This window comes from Xanthomonas sp. 3793 (genome assembly GCF_024806835.1).
In the GTDB taxonomy this organism is placed as follows: Bacteria; Pseudomonadota; Gammaproteobacteria; order Xanthomonadales; family Xanthomonadaceae; genus Xanthomonas; species Xanthomonas arboricola_F.
Window position 1 is genome coordinate 12,687 of the sequence record NZ_JANTYU010000005.1, and the last position, 12,835, is coordinate 25,521.

12 protein-coding genes are annotated in these 12,835 nt (G+C 68.1%); 8 read left to right on the forward strand and 4 right to left on the reverse strand.

Annotation, left to right across the window (positions count from 1 at the left end):
- Positions 1–52 precede the first annotated feature (52 nt).
- From FHY18_RS16730 to FHY18_RS16740, 3 genes are all read left to right on the forward strand, one after another.
- The gene (locus FHY18_RS16730) at positions 53–775 is read left to right on the forward strand and encodes a glycosyltransferase family 2 protein (protein WP_259157013.1); all 723 of its coding nucleotides are present in this window, start codon (positions 53–55) and stop codon (positions 773–775) included.
- Positions 775–1,116 carry a lipid-A-disaccharide synthase N-terminal domain-containing protein gene (locus tag FHY18_RS16735; protein ID WP_005995568.1) on the forward strand — a complete coding sequence of 114 codons (342 nt, stop codon included), beginning with the start codon at positions 775–777 and terminating at the stop codon, positions 1,114–1,116. The genes FHY18_RS16730 and FHY18_RS16735 overlap by 1 nt, the downstream gene beginning before the upstream one ends.
- A 262-nt stretch (positions 1,117–1,378) precedes the next feature.
- Entirely contained in the window at positions 1,379–1,957 is a 579-nt protein-coding gene (locus FHY18_RS16740) for a hypothetical protein (protein ID WP_259157014.1), read from the forward strand.
- A gap of 82 nt (positions 1,958–2,039) precedes the next feature.
- Here the strand turns inward: FHY18_RS16740 and FHY18_RS16745 are convergent, their stop codons facing one another.
- Genes FHY18_RS16745 through coaBC form a run of 3 tightly spaced genes read right to left on the reverse strand, consistent with a single transcriptional unit; the run spans position 2,040 to position 6,125 of the window.
- A complete protein-coding gene (locus FHY18_RS16745) occupies positions 2,040–4,385 on the reverse strand; it encodes a phosphomannomutase/phosphoglucomutase (protein ID WP_259157016.1) in 2,346 nt (781 codons plus the stop codon).
- A gap of 16 nt (positions 4,386–4,401) precedes the next feature.
- Entirely contained in the window at positions 4,402–4,869 is a 468-nt protein-coding gene (dut, locus tag FHY18_RS16750; RefSeq protein ID WP_228323229.1) for a dUTP diphosphatase, read from the reverse strand.
- Positions 4,866–6,125, reverse strand: a complete 1,260-nt coding sequence (gene coaBC, locus FHY18_RS16755; protein ID WP_259157023.1) for a bifunctional phosphopantothenoylcysteine decarboxylase/phosphopantothenate--cysteine ligase CoaBC — start codon at positions 6,123–6,125, stop codon at positions 4,866–4,868. The genes dut and coaBC overlap by 4 nt, the downstream gene beginning before the upstream one ends.
- A gap of 60 nt (positions 6,126–6,185) precedes the next feature.
- On the opposite strand from coaBC, the gene radC reads away from it, so the two are divergent.
- From radC to FHY18_RS16780, 5 genes are all read left to right on the forward strand, one after another.
- A complete protein-coding gene (gene radC, locus FHY18_RS16760; protein WP_259158272.1) occupies positions 6,186–6,908 on the forward strand; it encodes a DNA repair protein RadC in 723 nt (240 codons plus the stop codon).
- A 295-nt stretch (positions 6,909–7,203) separates the two neighbouring features.
- Complete coding sequence (argS, locus tag FHY18_RS16765; protein ID WP_259157026.1) at positions 7,204–8,892, forward strand: arginine--tRNA ligase; 1,689 nt, start codon at positions 7,204–7,206, stop codon at positions 8,890–8,892.
- A gap of 168 nt (positions 8,893–9,060) precedes the next feature.
- On the forward strand, positions 9,061–9,927 hold the full coding sequence (locus tag FHY18_RS16770) for an SPOR domain-containing protein (RefSeq protein WP_259157028.1): 867 nt from the start codon (positions 9,061–9,063) through the stop codon (positions 9,925–9,927).
- Positions 9,928–9,932: 5 nt separating this feature from the next.
- A complete protein-coding gene (locus tag FHY18_RS16775) occupies positions 9,933–10,466 on the forward strand; it encodes a hypothetical protein (protein WP_259157030.1) in 534 nt (177 codons plus the stop codon).
- Between the two features lie 170 nt (positions 10,467–10,636).
- Positions 10,637–11,392 carry an SDR family NAD(P)-dependent oxidoreductase gene (locus FHY18_RS16780; RefSeq protein ID WP_259157032.1) on the forward strand — a complete coding sequence of 252 codons (756 nt, stop codon included), beginning with the start codon at positions 10,637–10,639 and terminating at the stop codon, positions 11,390–11,392.
- A gap of 165 nt (positions 11,393–11,557) precedes the next feature.
- Here the strand turns inward: FHY18_RS16780 and FHY18_RS16785 are convergent, their stop codons facing one another.
- On the reverse strand, positions 11,558–12,685 hold the full coding sequence (locus FHY18_RS16785) for an acyltransferase (protein WP_259157034.1): 1,128 nt from the start codon (positions 12,683–12,685) through the stop codon (positions 11,558–11,560).
- Positions 12,686–12,835: the final 150 nt, after the last annotated feature.

Sequence of the window (12,835 nt, forward strand, 5' to 3'; positions counted from 1 at the left end):
GGCACAATGCGCGATCTTTTTCGCACAGCCATCATCGGGCCAGCACGAATCCATGAGCCAACCTCAGCTTTCCGTCGTCGTCCCGGTGTTCAACGAACGCGATAACGTCGCCGCGCTGGTCGGCGAAATCGTCGCCGCCTTGCGTGGCCTGGTGGCCTTCGAGATCGTGTACGTCGACGACCATTCGCGCGACGACACCCTGGCGGTGCTGCAAGGCCTCAAGGCCACTACGCCGGAACTGCGGGTACTGCACCACGTCACCCAGAGCGGGCAGAGCACGGCGGTGCGCAGCGGGGTCAAGGCCGCACGCGCCAGCTGGATCGCCACGCTCGATGGCGATGGTCAGAACGATCCGGCCGACATCCCCAAGTTGCTGATCGCGCGCAGCCAGGCCGACGCGCAGGTCAAGTTGTTCGCCGGCTGGCGGGTCAACCGGCAGGATTCCGGGTCCAAGCGCTGGGCCAGCAAATGGGCCAACGCGATCCGCTCGCGCATGCTGCAGGACAACACGCCCGACACCGGTTGCGGCATCAAGCTGTTCGAACGCGAGGCGTTTCTGGACCTGCCCTATTTCGACCACATGCACCGCTACCTGCCGGCCCTGATGCAGCGCGCCGGTTGGCGCACGGTGAGTGTGCCGGTCAACCACCGCCATCGCACCGCCGGCGTATCCAAGTACAACAATCTCAATCGCGCGTTGGTGGGCATCCGCGACCTGCGCGGGGTGGCGTGGCTGATCACCCGCAGCAAGCGCACCGCGGTGGAGGAACGTTGATGGAAACGAGCCTGCTGGATCAGCAACTGACCTGGCTGTACTGGACCGGCATCCATGTCACCGGCTGGAAGTTGATCGGCTATGTGGGTGCGCTGATGTTCGGGGGGCGCTGGCTGGTGCAGTTCGTCGCCTCCAAGCGCGCCGGCAAGCCGGTGATCCCGCGGTTGTTCTGGTACATGAGCGTGGTCGGCAGCCTGATGACGCTGAGCTACTTCGTGTTCTCGGCCAAGCAGGATTCGGTGGGCGTGCTGCAGAACCTGTTCCCGGCGTTTACCGCGTTCTACAGCCTGTATCTGGATGTGAAGCATCGCGGCTGGAAGCGGGACCGGGCGGAGCATTGAGGGGCGGGGATTCGGGATTCGGGATTCGGGATTCGGGATTCGGGATTCGGGATTCGGGGTTCGGGGTTCGGGAAGCATCAGGCTTTTGAGGTATTGCCGCTCATTCGATGCGTGGTGCCGTTGCGTCACTGGACAGCTGACAGCGGCCGCAGCGGTGCCCAAGGCGATGCATTTGTCCGGACATGGCGGTGCGCGCTTGACTGACCTGAGACCGCGCCAGCGGCCGATGTCGCCGCACTGAGGCCGCAGGCACGCTGTCGTCATGCCCAGCGCCCTGCTCCATCGCCCGTTCGCCGTCTCCACGCCTGCCACACCGCATTGGCACCTGCGGCTGCACACGCATCAGCACGTGCCGTTGTTTGCGGACTGGCGCTGCGCGCGGGCGGCGGCCGCCATCCTGGCGATGCCACGCACCTGGCCGGGTGCGCAGGTGCTGTGTTGGGTGCTGTTGCCAGAGATGTGGTGCGCCTTATTGCAGGCGCCTGACAAAGCCACCGTGCTGCGGACGGCGACTGCCGCGCGGCAGGTCGCTGGCGAGGCGATCAATCGGGCGCGCGGGCGCGGAGGCACCGTCTGGCAGCCGGCCCTGGACGCGAGCGCGCTGGCATCGCACATCGATTGCCGGCAGTTCGCCCGCCGCCTGATCGCATTGCCGCTACGTACCGGCCTGGCGGAGCGAATCGGCGCATACCCGTACTGGGACGCGGTGTGGTTGTTGCCCGACGCGCCCGGCGCGGCGCGGCAACCTGCGCCGCTTGCTGGCGCGCGCCTGACAAGCATGGCCGGCACGGCAAATGACCGTGCCCGCTCGCTCGGTCGCGAACAGCAGGCACCCGGTTGATGCGTAACGTTTGGCCACTTACCGGCAACACCGCTGGTGTGAGCGCGGCCCACGTGGGCGCGCGCTCACCAGCGTGCGTGGCTCAGAACGCCAGCGGGTGGTCGGGCAGCAGCGTCTGCAGCTGGCTGCGGAACAGCGCGCGGATGCGCTCCAGCGCGGCGTCGGTGTCGGCCTCGAAACGCAGCACCAGGATCGGCGTGGTGTTGGACGCACGCACCAGGCCCCAGCCATCGACAAAATCCGCGCGCAGGCCGTCGATCGTCGACAAGCGCGCCGATTCGAACGGCGACTCGTCCCCGGCCTGGGCGCGCTCGACAAAGCGCGCCACCAGCGCATGTGCATCGCCCTCCACCGGCACCTTGATCTCCGGCGTGGACACGCTTTCCGGCAAGGCATCCAGCACCTCGGACGGGGTTTCCTCGCGTTGGGCCAGGATTTCCAGCAAGCGCGCAGCGGCGTAAATGCCGTCGTCGAAGCCGTACCAGCGTTCCTTGAAGAAAAAATGCCCACTCATCTCGCCGGCCAGTTCGGCATCGGTTTCGCGCATCTTGGATTTGATCAGCGAGTGTCCGGTCTTCCACATCAGCGGGCTGCCGCCGTTGCGCAACACGTAGTCGGACAGCTTGCCGGTGCATTTGACGTCGTAGATGACCAATGCGCCCGGATTGCGCTGCAGCACGTCGGCGGCAAACAGCATCAGCAGGCGGTCCGGGAACACGACGCTGCCTTCCTTGGTCACCACGCCCAGGCGGTCGGCATCGCCGTCGAAGGCCACGCCGATGTCGGCATCGAAACGCTGCACCATCTTCACCAGATCGTCGAGATTGTGCGGCTCGCTCGGGTCGGGGTGATGATTGGGGAAGGTACCGTCGATATCGCAATACAGCGGCACGACCTCGGCGCCGATCGCCTCCAGCAGACGCGGCGCGATCTCGCCGGCCACGCCGTTGCCGGCGTCCACCACCACCTTGATCGGGCGGTCCAGCTGCACGTCGTCGGCGATGCGCTGGATGTAGGCATCGCTGATGTCGCGCTGTTCAAGCTCGCCCGGCGTGGCGGCGGTATGCAGGCGGCCTTCGTTGATGCGCTGATGCAGCTCGGCGATCGCGGTGCCGGACAGCGTCTCGCCGCCGATCACAATCTTGAAGCCGTTGTAGTCCGGCGGGTTGTGGCTGCCGGTCACCGCCACGCAGCTGCCGGCGCGCAGTTCGTAGGCGCCGAAATACACCACTGGCGTCGGCGCCAGTCCGATGTCGGTCACGTGGCAGCCCGCACGCCGCAGGCCTTCGATCAAACCGTTGCTGAGCTCAGGCCCGGACAGACGCCCGTCGCGCCCCACCACCACATCGCGCAGCCCCTGCGCCTGCATCACGCTGCCGATGGCCTGGCCGATCAATGCGGCAACGCCGGGGTTGAGGTCTTTGCCGACCACGCCGCGGATGTCGTAAGCGCGGAACATCTCGGTGGCGATCTGCACCACCGGGACCACCGGTGGCGACGCAGGCGCTGTCGGCTCATCCAGCGCGCGCGCTTCGTTGGCAAGGCTGGCGTCGTGCTGCAGGCTTTGGCTGAAGGTCGGCTCGTCGGTGGCCGCGTCGCCGGCAACGCGCCGGCGCGGCAGCGCCACCCGGCCGCGGCTGGCGAACACCAGCAACACTGCGATGATGGCCAGCAAGCCGGCCACGATGGCGCACCCAAGCGCCTCCAGACCCAGCGGGCCGCTGTCGCTCTGCGGGACTGCAGCGGCCACCCGCAGGCTACTGCTGCCGAGCGGTTTTGCCAGTGTTTCGGCGGCATCGGCCAAGCCCGCATCGCCCTGCTGGGCCACGTTGTAGCTGCCCTGGCGCAACGCCAGATAGGCGCTGCCCGGCACCGCGATCGCATCCAGGGGGCCGGTCAGGCGCAGCAGCGGCAGCCGTGCATAGGCCACCGCAGGCTGCGCGCCCAGGCGCACCGCAGCGGCCACACCCAGCCGCACCTGTTTGGCATCGCGCACCACGTGCACCTGCGCACGTTCGGCCACCAGCGCCGATTCGAGCAGGCTCAGCCGGGCGTAGCCGAAATCCTTGGGATTGGCGTAGGCGGCGGCCAGATCGCCGGGCAGTACCTGCACGTCCTCGGCGCCCTTGAAGCGCTCGCGGATCGCCGAGGCGGCCGCCAGCGCGTCGCCGCTGGCCAATGCACTGACGACCGGCGGCTGCTTGAGCACGGCGTCGAGTTGGCTCGCCTGCGCAGCCATCGCCTTGCCGACGTCCTGCACGGCACGATCGCGCGCCTGTTCCAGGTCCTGGGAGATCGCATCCTCACGCCACTGCGCGTAGCTGTTCCAGCCGAACCAGGCGGCCAGCAGCAACAACACGCCCCCCAACACCGGACCACTCGTACGCACGCTCGACATCCCCTGCCTGCGCTCGTTCGCCTTGCTCATCGTCAAGCTCCCCCCGTCAGCGCACGCCGGTGTGGCCGAATCCACCCGCTCCCCGCGCGCTGTCCACGAAAGTATCCACCACTTGCAAGCCTACGCGCACGATCGGAAGGATCACCAATTGCGCAATCCGGTCGCCCGGCTCGATGGTGAAGGCCTCTCGACCGCGATTCCAGGTGCTGATCAGCAGCGGCCCCTGGTAATCGGCATCGATCAGTCCGGTTCCGTTGCCGAGCACGATGCCGTGGCGGTGGCCAAGCCCGGAGCGCGGCAGGATCACCGCGCATACCTGCGGGTCGGCCAGATGGATCGCGATGCCGCTGGGAATCAACGCCGCGTCGCCCGGTTCCAGCGTCATCGGCGCTTCCAGTGCCGCGCGCAGGTCCATGCCGGCACTGGCCTCGGTGGCATAGGCCGGTAGCGGCCACAGATCGCCGAAGCGCGGGTCGAGCAACTTCACCTGCAAGGAGTGGGTCGGGTGGCTCATGCCTGCAATCTCTCCGCGATCAGGGCCAGCAGTCGGTCGGCCAGTTCGGTCTTGCTGCTAGTGGGAAATGCGCGCTCGCCGCCCTGCCAATAGGCGGTGGCGGCATTGTTGTCGCTTTCGAAGCCGCCACCGGCGATCCCTACCTGGTTGGCGATGATCAGGTCCAGCCGCTTGGCCGCCAGCTTGCCACGCGCGTAGTGCTCCACGTCGTGCGTTTCGGCGGCAAAACCGACCACCAGCTTGAGTGCGCCGGTCTGCGCGGCGACCTCGGACAGGATGTCCGGGGTGCGTACCAGCTCCAGGGTCAGCGTTTCTCCGGTCTTCTTGATCTTCTGTGGGACCACCCGCTTGGGCGTGTAGTCGGCGACCGCCGCAGCGCCGATGTAGATGTCGGCCGGGAACGCGCCCAGCACCGCATCGCGCATCTGCGCAGCCGAGCGCACATCGATGCGCTGCACGCCCACTGGCGTGGTCTGGTGCACCGGCCCGCTGACCAGCACCACCTCCGCGCCCTGGCGCGCGGCGGCGGCGGCCAGCGCATAGCCCATCTTGCCGCTGCTGCGGTTGCCGACGTAGCGCACCGGGTCCAGGTCTTCGAAGGTCGGGCCGGCGCTGATGACGATGCGCAGGCCCTCCAGTTCGGCGCTGCTGGGCACGAAGGCCGGCGCAGCAGTGGGCGGAGACGCATCGGCGGCGGCGGTGCCGACCAGCGCCGCAATGATCGCCGCCGGCTCGGCCAGGCGGCCGGGTCCGGATTCGCCTTCCGCAAGCGGGCCGTCGTCGGGGCCGATCACCGCCACTCCACGCGCGCGCAGGGTCGCCATGTTGGCCTGGGTGGCAGGATGCAGCCACATGCGGTGGTTCATGGCCGGGGCCACGGTCAGCGGCGCGGTCGTGGCCAGGCACAGCGTGCTGACCAGGTCGTCGGCCAGCCCGTGCGCCAGGCGCGCGAGCAGATCGGCGGTGGCCGGCGCCACGATCACCCGGTCGGCCCAGCGGGCCAGTTCGATATGCCCCATCGCCTGCTCGGCGGCGCTGTCCCACAGCGTGGTGCGGGTCGGTTGCCCGGACAGCGCCTGGAAGCTCAGCGGGGTGACGAACTGTTGCGCCCCGCCGGTCATGGCGACCTGCACCTGTGCGCCGGCGTCGCGCAGGCGACGGACCAGTTCGAGCGATTTGTAAGCGGCAATGCCTCCGCCGACGCACAGCAGCAAACGCTGTCCGTCCAGGGGGCGGGCCTGAGTGGAGCCGGTCACGTCGGAGTCGTCCTACGGTTACAAGGACAACTAGATTAGCCGATGCCCCCGTCCGGCCTGATGGGCGTGCGCGATAAGCACCGGCAATCTCGCCATATGCACATACATGACTGGCCCACCAACGAACGCCCGCGCGAGAAACTTCTGGCGCGCGGAGCCCCTGCCCTGTCCGATGCGGAGCTGCTGGCGATCTTTGTCGGCTCCGGGCTGCGCGGCCAGGACGCGGTCAAGACCGCGCGCGAGCTGCTGCACCGGCACGGGCCGCTGCGCGTGCTGCTGGACCGCCCGGCCTCGGCCCTGGCGCGCCTGCCTGGCCTGGGCCCGGCCTCGGCCTGCAAGCTCAACGCGGCGCTGGAACTGGCGCACCGCCACCTGATGAGCGGGCTGGAGCGCGGCGAGGCGCTCAGCGACCCGCCCAGCGTGGGCCGCTATTTTTCGCAGCGGCTGCGCGCACGGACCTACGAGGTGTTCGCGGTACTGTTTCTGGACAACCGCCACCGCGCGATCGCCTTCGAGGAAATGTTCACCGGCACCATCGACGGCGCCGACATCCATCCGCGCGAAGTGGTGCGGCGGGCACTGCTGCACAACGCCGCGGCGGTGATCGTCGGGCACAACCACCCGTCCGGCAATCCGGAGCCGTCCGAGGCCGACCGCGCCGTCACCCAACGTCTGCTGCAAGGGCTGGACCTGGTGGATATTCGCCTGCTGGACCACTTCGTGATCGGCGACGGCCGACCGGTCTCGCTGGCCGAGCGCGGTTGGCTGGACTGGCGCGCCTGATGCCCTATCGGAAGCGATGCCATCCGGGTAGCTGCCGTGGTCAGCCGGGGCGATGGCGCGCGGTGCCGGGGCAGCGGCGTGCGATGATCAGCCAATCCGGACGCGAAGCAGCCTGTGCCACGGGTGAGCCACAGCGCACGGCATCTGCCGGCGGCAAACACCGGCCGCGCTCGCCCGGCCGTCGCGCGGCATCTGGGTGGATCGGGTCACACCGCCGCGCCGACCTGAACCATCGGCCGGACCGTGTGCCGCGCGGTCGGGTAAAATCGCTGGTTTGGTTCCAAGCAGATCCCACGTGAAAGCCCTACTCCGCGCACTGATCGGCCAAGGCATCGAAGCCTTGCGCGCCAACGGCACCCTGCCCGCCGACACCCTGCCGCCGGATTTTGTGGTCGAGCGACCCAAGACACGCGAACATGGCGACTTCGCCACCAATGCCGCGATGCTGTTGGCCAAGCCCGCGCGCAGCAATCCGCGCGCCCTGGCGCAGGCGCTGGTGGCCGCATTGCCGGCCAGCGAGGATGTGGCCAAGGTGGAGATCGCCGGGCCCGGCTTCATCAACTTCCATCTGGCGCCCACCGCGTACCAGCGCGAGGTGGCCCATGTGATCAAGCAGGGCAACGACTACGGTCGCGGCCTGGCCGGCAACGGCCGCTCGGTCGGGGTGGAATACGTTTCGGCCAATCCCACCGGCCCGCTGCATGTCGGCCATGGCCGCGCTGCGGCGATCGGCGACAGCCTGGCGCGTGTGCTCGATGCCAATGGCTGGAACGTCAAGCGCGAGTTCTATTACAACGATGCCGGCGTGCAGATCGAGAACCTGGCGCTGTCGGTGCAGGCGCGCGCGCAGGGGCTCACCCCCGACAGCGAGGGCTGGCCGGAAAACGGCTACCGCGGCGACTACATCGCCGATGTGGCCAACGCCTACCTGGCAGGCGACACCGTCGACCTGGAAGGCCACCTGGTCTCCGGCACCAAGGATCCGGCCGACCTGGAATCGATCCGCCGCTTTGCGGTGGCGTATCTGCGCAACGAGCAGAACCACGACCTGGCCGCGTTCCGCGTCGACTTCGATATCTATTTCCTGGAAAGCTCGCTGTACAAGGACGGCAAGGTCGAAGAAGCGGTGCAGAAGCTGATCGCCTCCGGCCATACCTACGAGGAAGGCGGCGCGTTGTGGCTGAAGTCCACCGACTTCGGCGACGACAAGGACCGCGTCATGCGCAAGTCCGACGGCACCTACACCTACTTCGTGCCGGACGTGGCCTATCACCTGACCAAGTGGCAGCGCGGCTATGAGCGCGCGATCACCGAACTGGGCGCCGACCACCACGGCTCGCTGACGCGCGTGCGCGCCGGCCTGCAAGCGCTGGAGCTGGGCATCCCGCAGGGCTGGCCGGAATACGTGCTGCACCAGATGGTCACGGTGATGCGTGGCGGCGAGGAAGTGAAGCTGTCCAAGCGTGCCGGCAGCTACGTCACCTTGCGCGACCTGATCGAAGAGACCAGCGCCGATGCGGTGCGCTGGTTCCTGATCGCGCGCAAGCCCGATTCGCAGCTCACCTTCGACATCGACCTGGCCCGCGCGCAGAGCAACGACAACCCGGTGTTCTACGTGCAGTACGCGCATGCACGGGTGTGCAGCGTGCTGCGCCAGGCGCAGGAAAAGGGCTTCAAGTACGAGCAGGCCAACGGTCTTGCACAGCTCGCTCGGCTGGACGACGAGCATTCGCTCAACGTGATGCTGGAGCTGTCGCGCTATACGGAAGTGGTGGAAATCGCCGGCCAGGCACTGGAGCCGTACCAGATCGCGCAGTACCTGCGTGAATTGGCGCATGCCTTCCACACGTGGTATCACAACACCAAGCTGTTGGTGGACGATGCCGCAGAGCGCGACGCCAAACTCACCCTCGCCGTCGCGACCCAGCAGGTGCTTGCCAACGGCCTGGAGTTGCTCGGCGTCAGCGCCCCGGAAAAGATGTAGTCACTGCAAGCAACCGGGCAGGCGTGGAGCGCACGCCTGCCTGCGCGGTCAGCGGCGGCCTCCCCCCCCCGCGCGTCCGTTGCGCCGCCCAAGGCAGACGCAGCGGCAGCGATCGCCGCACCAAGCCGGGCGCACCGCCCGCAACGACACGATTCGGAGAAGTGGTAGATGGCAGCACGACGCGGTAAGAGTCAGGCACGACGCAACACCAGCAATGGCACGCCCGGTTGGGTGTGGTTGGTGGCGGGCGCCGCGATTGCGGCGGTGATCTTCCTGGCCGCCCCCAATCTGTTCAAGAAGGATGGCGACGGCTTCCTCCGTGTCGGCCCCCGCGCCAATCCGGACGCGCAGCCCGAACCGGTGGCCGATGCCGACACAGACACGCCGGCCGAGTTGCCCAAGCCCAGCACCCCCCAGCCCAAACCGCAGCCCAAGCCGGGCGATGCGCAAACCCAGTACGACTTCTACACCTTGCTGCCCGGCAAGGAAGTGCAGATGTCCGATGCCGAACTGGCCGCCAGCGCGCGTGCCGAAGAGGCCGCGCGCGCGCGCGCGGCGCTGGAAGGCAAACCCGTCGCGCCGGCGCCGGGGGCCGCCGCCAGCGTCGCTGCGGCCACGCCGGCGGCCAGCGTGCCGATGCCCCTGAAAGAAACCGCCGCCAGCGCGCCCAAGCCATTACCGGAAGCCACCCAGCCACGTCCGGCAGCCACGCCGGCACCGGCCAGCAGCGTGGCACTCGCCACGCCGGCCGCGACGGCTCCGAAGCCTGCGACGGCGGCGGCAGCACCGGCGGCCACCGACAACACCCGTTACATCCTGCAGGCGGGCTCGTTCGGCGCCTCCGGCGACGCCGAGTCGACCAAGGCCAAGCTGGCGATGATGGGCCTGGCCGCGCGCGTGGAATCGGCCGACATCAGCGGCAAGACGGTCTACCGCGTGCGCATGGGGCCGTACGGCACTGCAAGCGAACTGGCCGAAGCCAAGCAGAAGCTTACCGGCAGCGGCTTGCCTGCCATCGCGATCAAGGCCCAGTAAGCGCGGTGATGCGCCGCCTCGCCAGCACGGTACTGGGACTGCTTGGGCTGATCGGCACGGCGCAAGCCACCGAGCAGATTCCCGACCAGATCCAGATCGATGGCCAGCAGGCAACGCTGCTGGCCGAGCCGCTGTCCGGACCGCTGGACGACCCCGCCACCTGGAAGCGCTTCGTGGCGCAGGCGGGCGACGCCCTGGGCAGCTGCAGCGCAAACTGGCGTGGCTACCAGGCGTTCTGGCGCGTGGACGCGCAGCAGCTGGTGCTCGATCGCGTGGTATTGGGTGCCTGCGCCGAGGCGCCACCGGAACTACCGCTGGCGGTGCTGTTCCCCGGCCAGCGCGCGCCGGTCGCGGCGGTGTGGGTGGATGGCGAGGTGATCGCCGCGCTGCCAGCTGCGGAGAACTCATCGTCCGACGCGCCGGCTGGCTATGTGCTGCTGCAGCTGCGCCGAGGGCATGTGATCGCCCGCGAAGCGCTCACCGCAGACATGTTGCGCGCACGTCAGGACGCAGCTGCCCGTCCGGTTCGCGTCCCCTAGGAACGGCAAACACAACGACTGCGCCCACCGCCAGGCGGGCGCGGACGATGCTCGACGCGGCCCGGACCCCTCGTACACTTCGGGTCCGAGCGCGCCGCCAGCACCCACCCGACCATCGCTCGCCACGTTTTCGACCCACTTCAAGCTTTCCCCTATCCCCTGGAGTTCCCATGTCCAAGACCGTCCTGATCACTGGTGCCACCTCCGGCTTCGGCAGCGCTGCGGTACGCCGCTTTGCCGCCGCCGGCTGGAAGGTCATCGCCACCGGGCGGCGTGCCGATCGCCTGGACGCACTGGCGGCCGACCTGCCCGCCGGCCAGGTGCACACCGCTGCGTTCGACATGCGCGATGCGCAGGCCTTGTCGGCGGCCATCGACGCGCTGCCTGCCGCATTCGCCGATATCGATGTGCTGGTCAACAACGCCGGCCTGGCGCTGGGCACCGCGCCCGCGCAGCAGGCCGACCTGACGCAGTGGCAGCAGATGATCGACACCAATGTCACCGCACTGGTCACCCTCACCCACCGCCTGCTGCCGGCGCTGATCGCACGCCGTGGCGCCATCATCAACATCGCCTCGGTCGCGGCGACCTACCCCTACACCGGCGGCAACGTGTACGGCGGCACCAAGGCCTTCGTGCAGCAGTTTTCGCTGGGCCTGCGCGCAGACCTGCACGGTACCGGTGTGCGCGTAACCTCGATCGAACCGGGCATGGCCGAAACCGAGTTCACCCTGGTGCGCACCGGCGGCAACCAGGCCGCCTCGGACACGCTGTACCGCGGCGCCACCCCGATGACCGCCGAGGACATCGCCGAGCAGATCTTCTACGTCGCCAGCCTGCCGGCGCACTTGAACATCAACCGGCTGGAAATCATGCCGGTGACGCAGTCGTTCGCCGGTTTCCAGGTAGCCCGCGACGCGCAGTGACGATGGCCTGCAACGCCAATGCCCCGGTCGCGCCGCGATCCGATGGTGGGTTGGTCGGCGCGTGGGCAGATTGCGCAGCATCCAAGCTCGGTGCGGCCCTGCAACCGGCGCACCGCCAGGGATGACGAAAACGCCGCGCATTGCGCGGCGTTTTGCTTTGCCCGGTCAGCCGCGACCGGCGGCAGTCAACGGCCGCGGGGCTGGCCGCAGCAGCTTGTCGCGCAGTTGCAGGAACGGGCGCTCCACCACGTAATGCAACAGCGCGCCGCCCAGCACTGCCGCCAGGCCATACACCGCAAAGGCCAGCACGCCCCGCCCCTCCAGCGCCGGGCCGAACCATCCCTGGGTGAGATGGAACACGGCCTTGTGGGTCAGATACAGGCTGTAGGAGATGGCTGCCAGCCAAGCCGCGCCCGGCACGCGCAAACCGCCAAGCACACCGCTACTGGCGGTGCCGGCGAGCACCAGCAAGGCCAGTCCCAGCGACAGCACCGGCCAGCCCACCGCATTGCCGATCAGGCCGGTGCGCTCGCGGAACAGCCACAGTGCCAGCGCCAGAATCGCCACGCCGGCACACAGAATGGCGTTGCCGTGCTGCTGCAGCCGTTGCCACAGCGCGGGGCGAAACACCTTCAGCACCGCCAGTACGACACCGGCCAGCAGGCCGTCCAGACGATTCCAGGTCGGGTAGTAGATGTCTTCGATAAACCAGTTGCGCTGCAGACCTAGGCCAGCGCTGTCCAGGGCAGTGTTGTGCAACCAGAAGCCGGCGCGCAGCGCGATGCCCGCGATTACCACCGCCATGCACAGCATCACAAACCGCGCTGCAGAAGGTCGACGCAGCAGCAGCGTCGCCAGCAACGGAAACACCAGATAGAAATGTTCTTCCACGCACAGCGACCAGGCGTGCGAGAACGCGGCATCACGGCCGTAGTCGACGAACAGGTTCAGGGTGAAGGTGACGAACATCCACCACGGCGCCAACCCGGGCGACTCGCGAAAATCCGGCCACACCATGTAGATCACCAGCACCAGCAAGAACGCCGGCAGGATGCGCAACGCGCGGCGCAGATAGAACTCCTTGAAATCCAGGCGTTGCCCGCGCGCCAGCGGCCTCAGCACCTGCGTGCCGATCAAAAACCCGCTGAGCACGAAGAACAGGTCCACCCCCATCCAGCCATAGCGCGACAGCCATGCCCAGTCCGGCCCCAGCCCACCGACCACAAACGAATGGAACAGCATCACCCAGACGATGGCGATACCACGCAGCAGGTCCAGGGCGGGATAGCGCATAGGGGCGATCGGCAATGAGGAAGACCGATTGTGCCGTATGCCCCACGCCCATGCGCAGGTTGCGCGCACCCGTCTGGAGGTAGGCAACGCACGCTCAGAGAACCAGCGTGTGCCAGTGACACGTGCCGCAACGAGCACCGGCTGTGCGGC

Excerpts from the sequence above, each read along its gene's own strand:
- radC (WP_259158272.1), top strand. The coding sequence starts at position 6,186 with ATGGGCGTGCGCGATAAGCACCGGCAATCTCGCCATATGCACATACAT.
- FHY18_RS16770 (WP_259157028.1), top strand. The coding sequence starts at position 9,061 with ATGGCAGCACGACGCGGTAAGAGTCAGGCACGACGCAACACCAGCAAT.
- FHY18_RS16740 (WP_259157014.1), top strand. The coding sequence starts at position 1,379 with ATGCCCAGCGCCCTGCTCCATCGCCCGTTCGCCGTCTCCACGCCTGCC.
- FHY18_RS16735 (WP_005995568.1), top strand. The coding sequence starts at position 775 with ATGGAAACGAGCCTGCTGGATCAGCAACTGACCTGGCTGTACTGGACC.
- FHY18_RS16785 (WP_259157034.1), bottom strand. The coding sequence starts at position 12,685 with ATGCGCTATCCCGCCCTGGACCTGCTGCGTGGTATCGCCATCGTCTGG.
- FHY18_RS16745 (WP_259157016.1), bottom strand. The coding sequence starts at position 4,385 with ATGAGCAAGGCGAACGAGCGCAGGCAGGGGATGTCGAGCGTGCGTACG.
- FHY18_RS16730 (WP_259157013.1), top strand. The coding sequence starts at position 53 with ATGAGCCAACCTCAGCTTTCCGTCGTCGTCCCGGTGTTCAACGAACGC.
- FHY18_RS16780 (WP_259157032.1), top strand. The coding sequence starts at position 10,637 with ATGTCCAAGACCGTCCTGATCACTGGTGCCACCTCCGGCTTCGGCAGC.
- dut (WP_228323229.1), bottom strand. The coding sequence starts at position 4,869 with ATGAGCCACCCGACCCACTCCTTGCAGGTGAAGTTGCTCGACCCGCGC.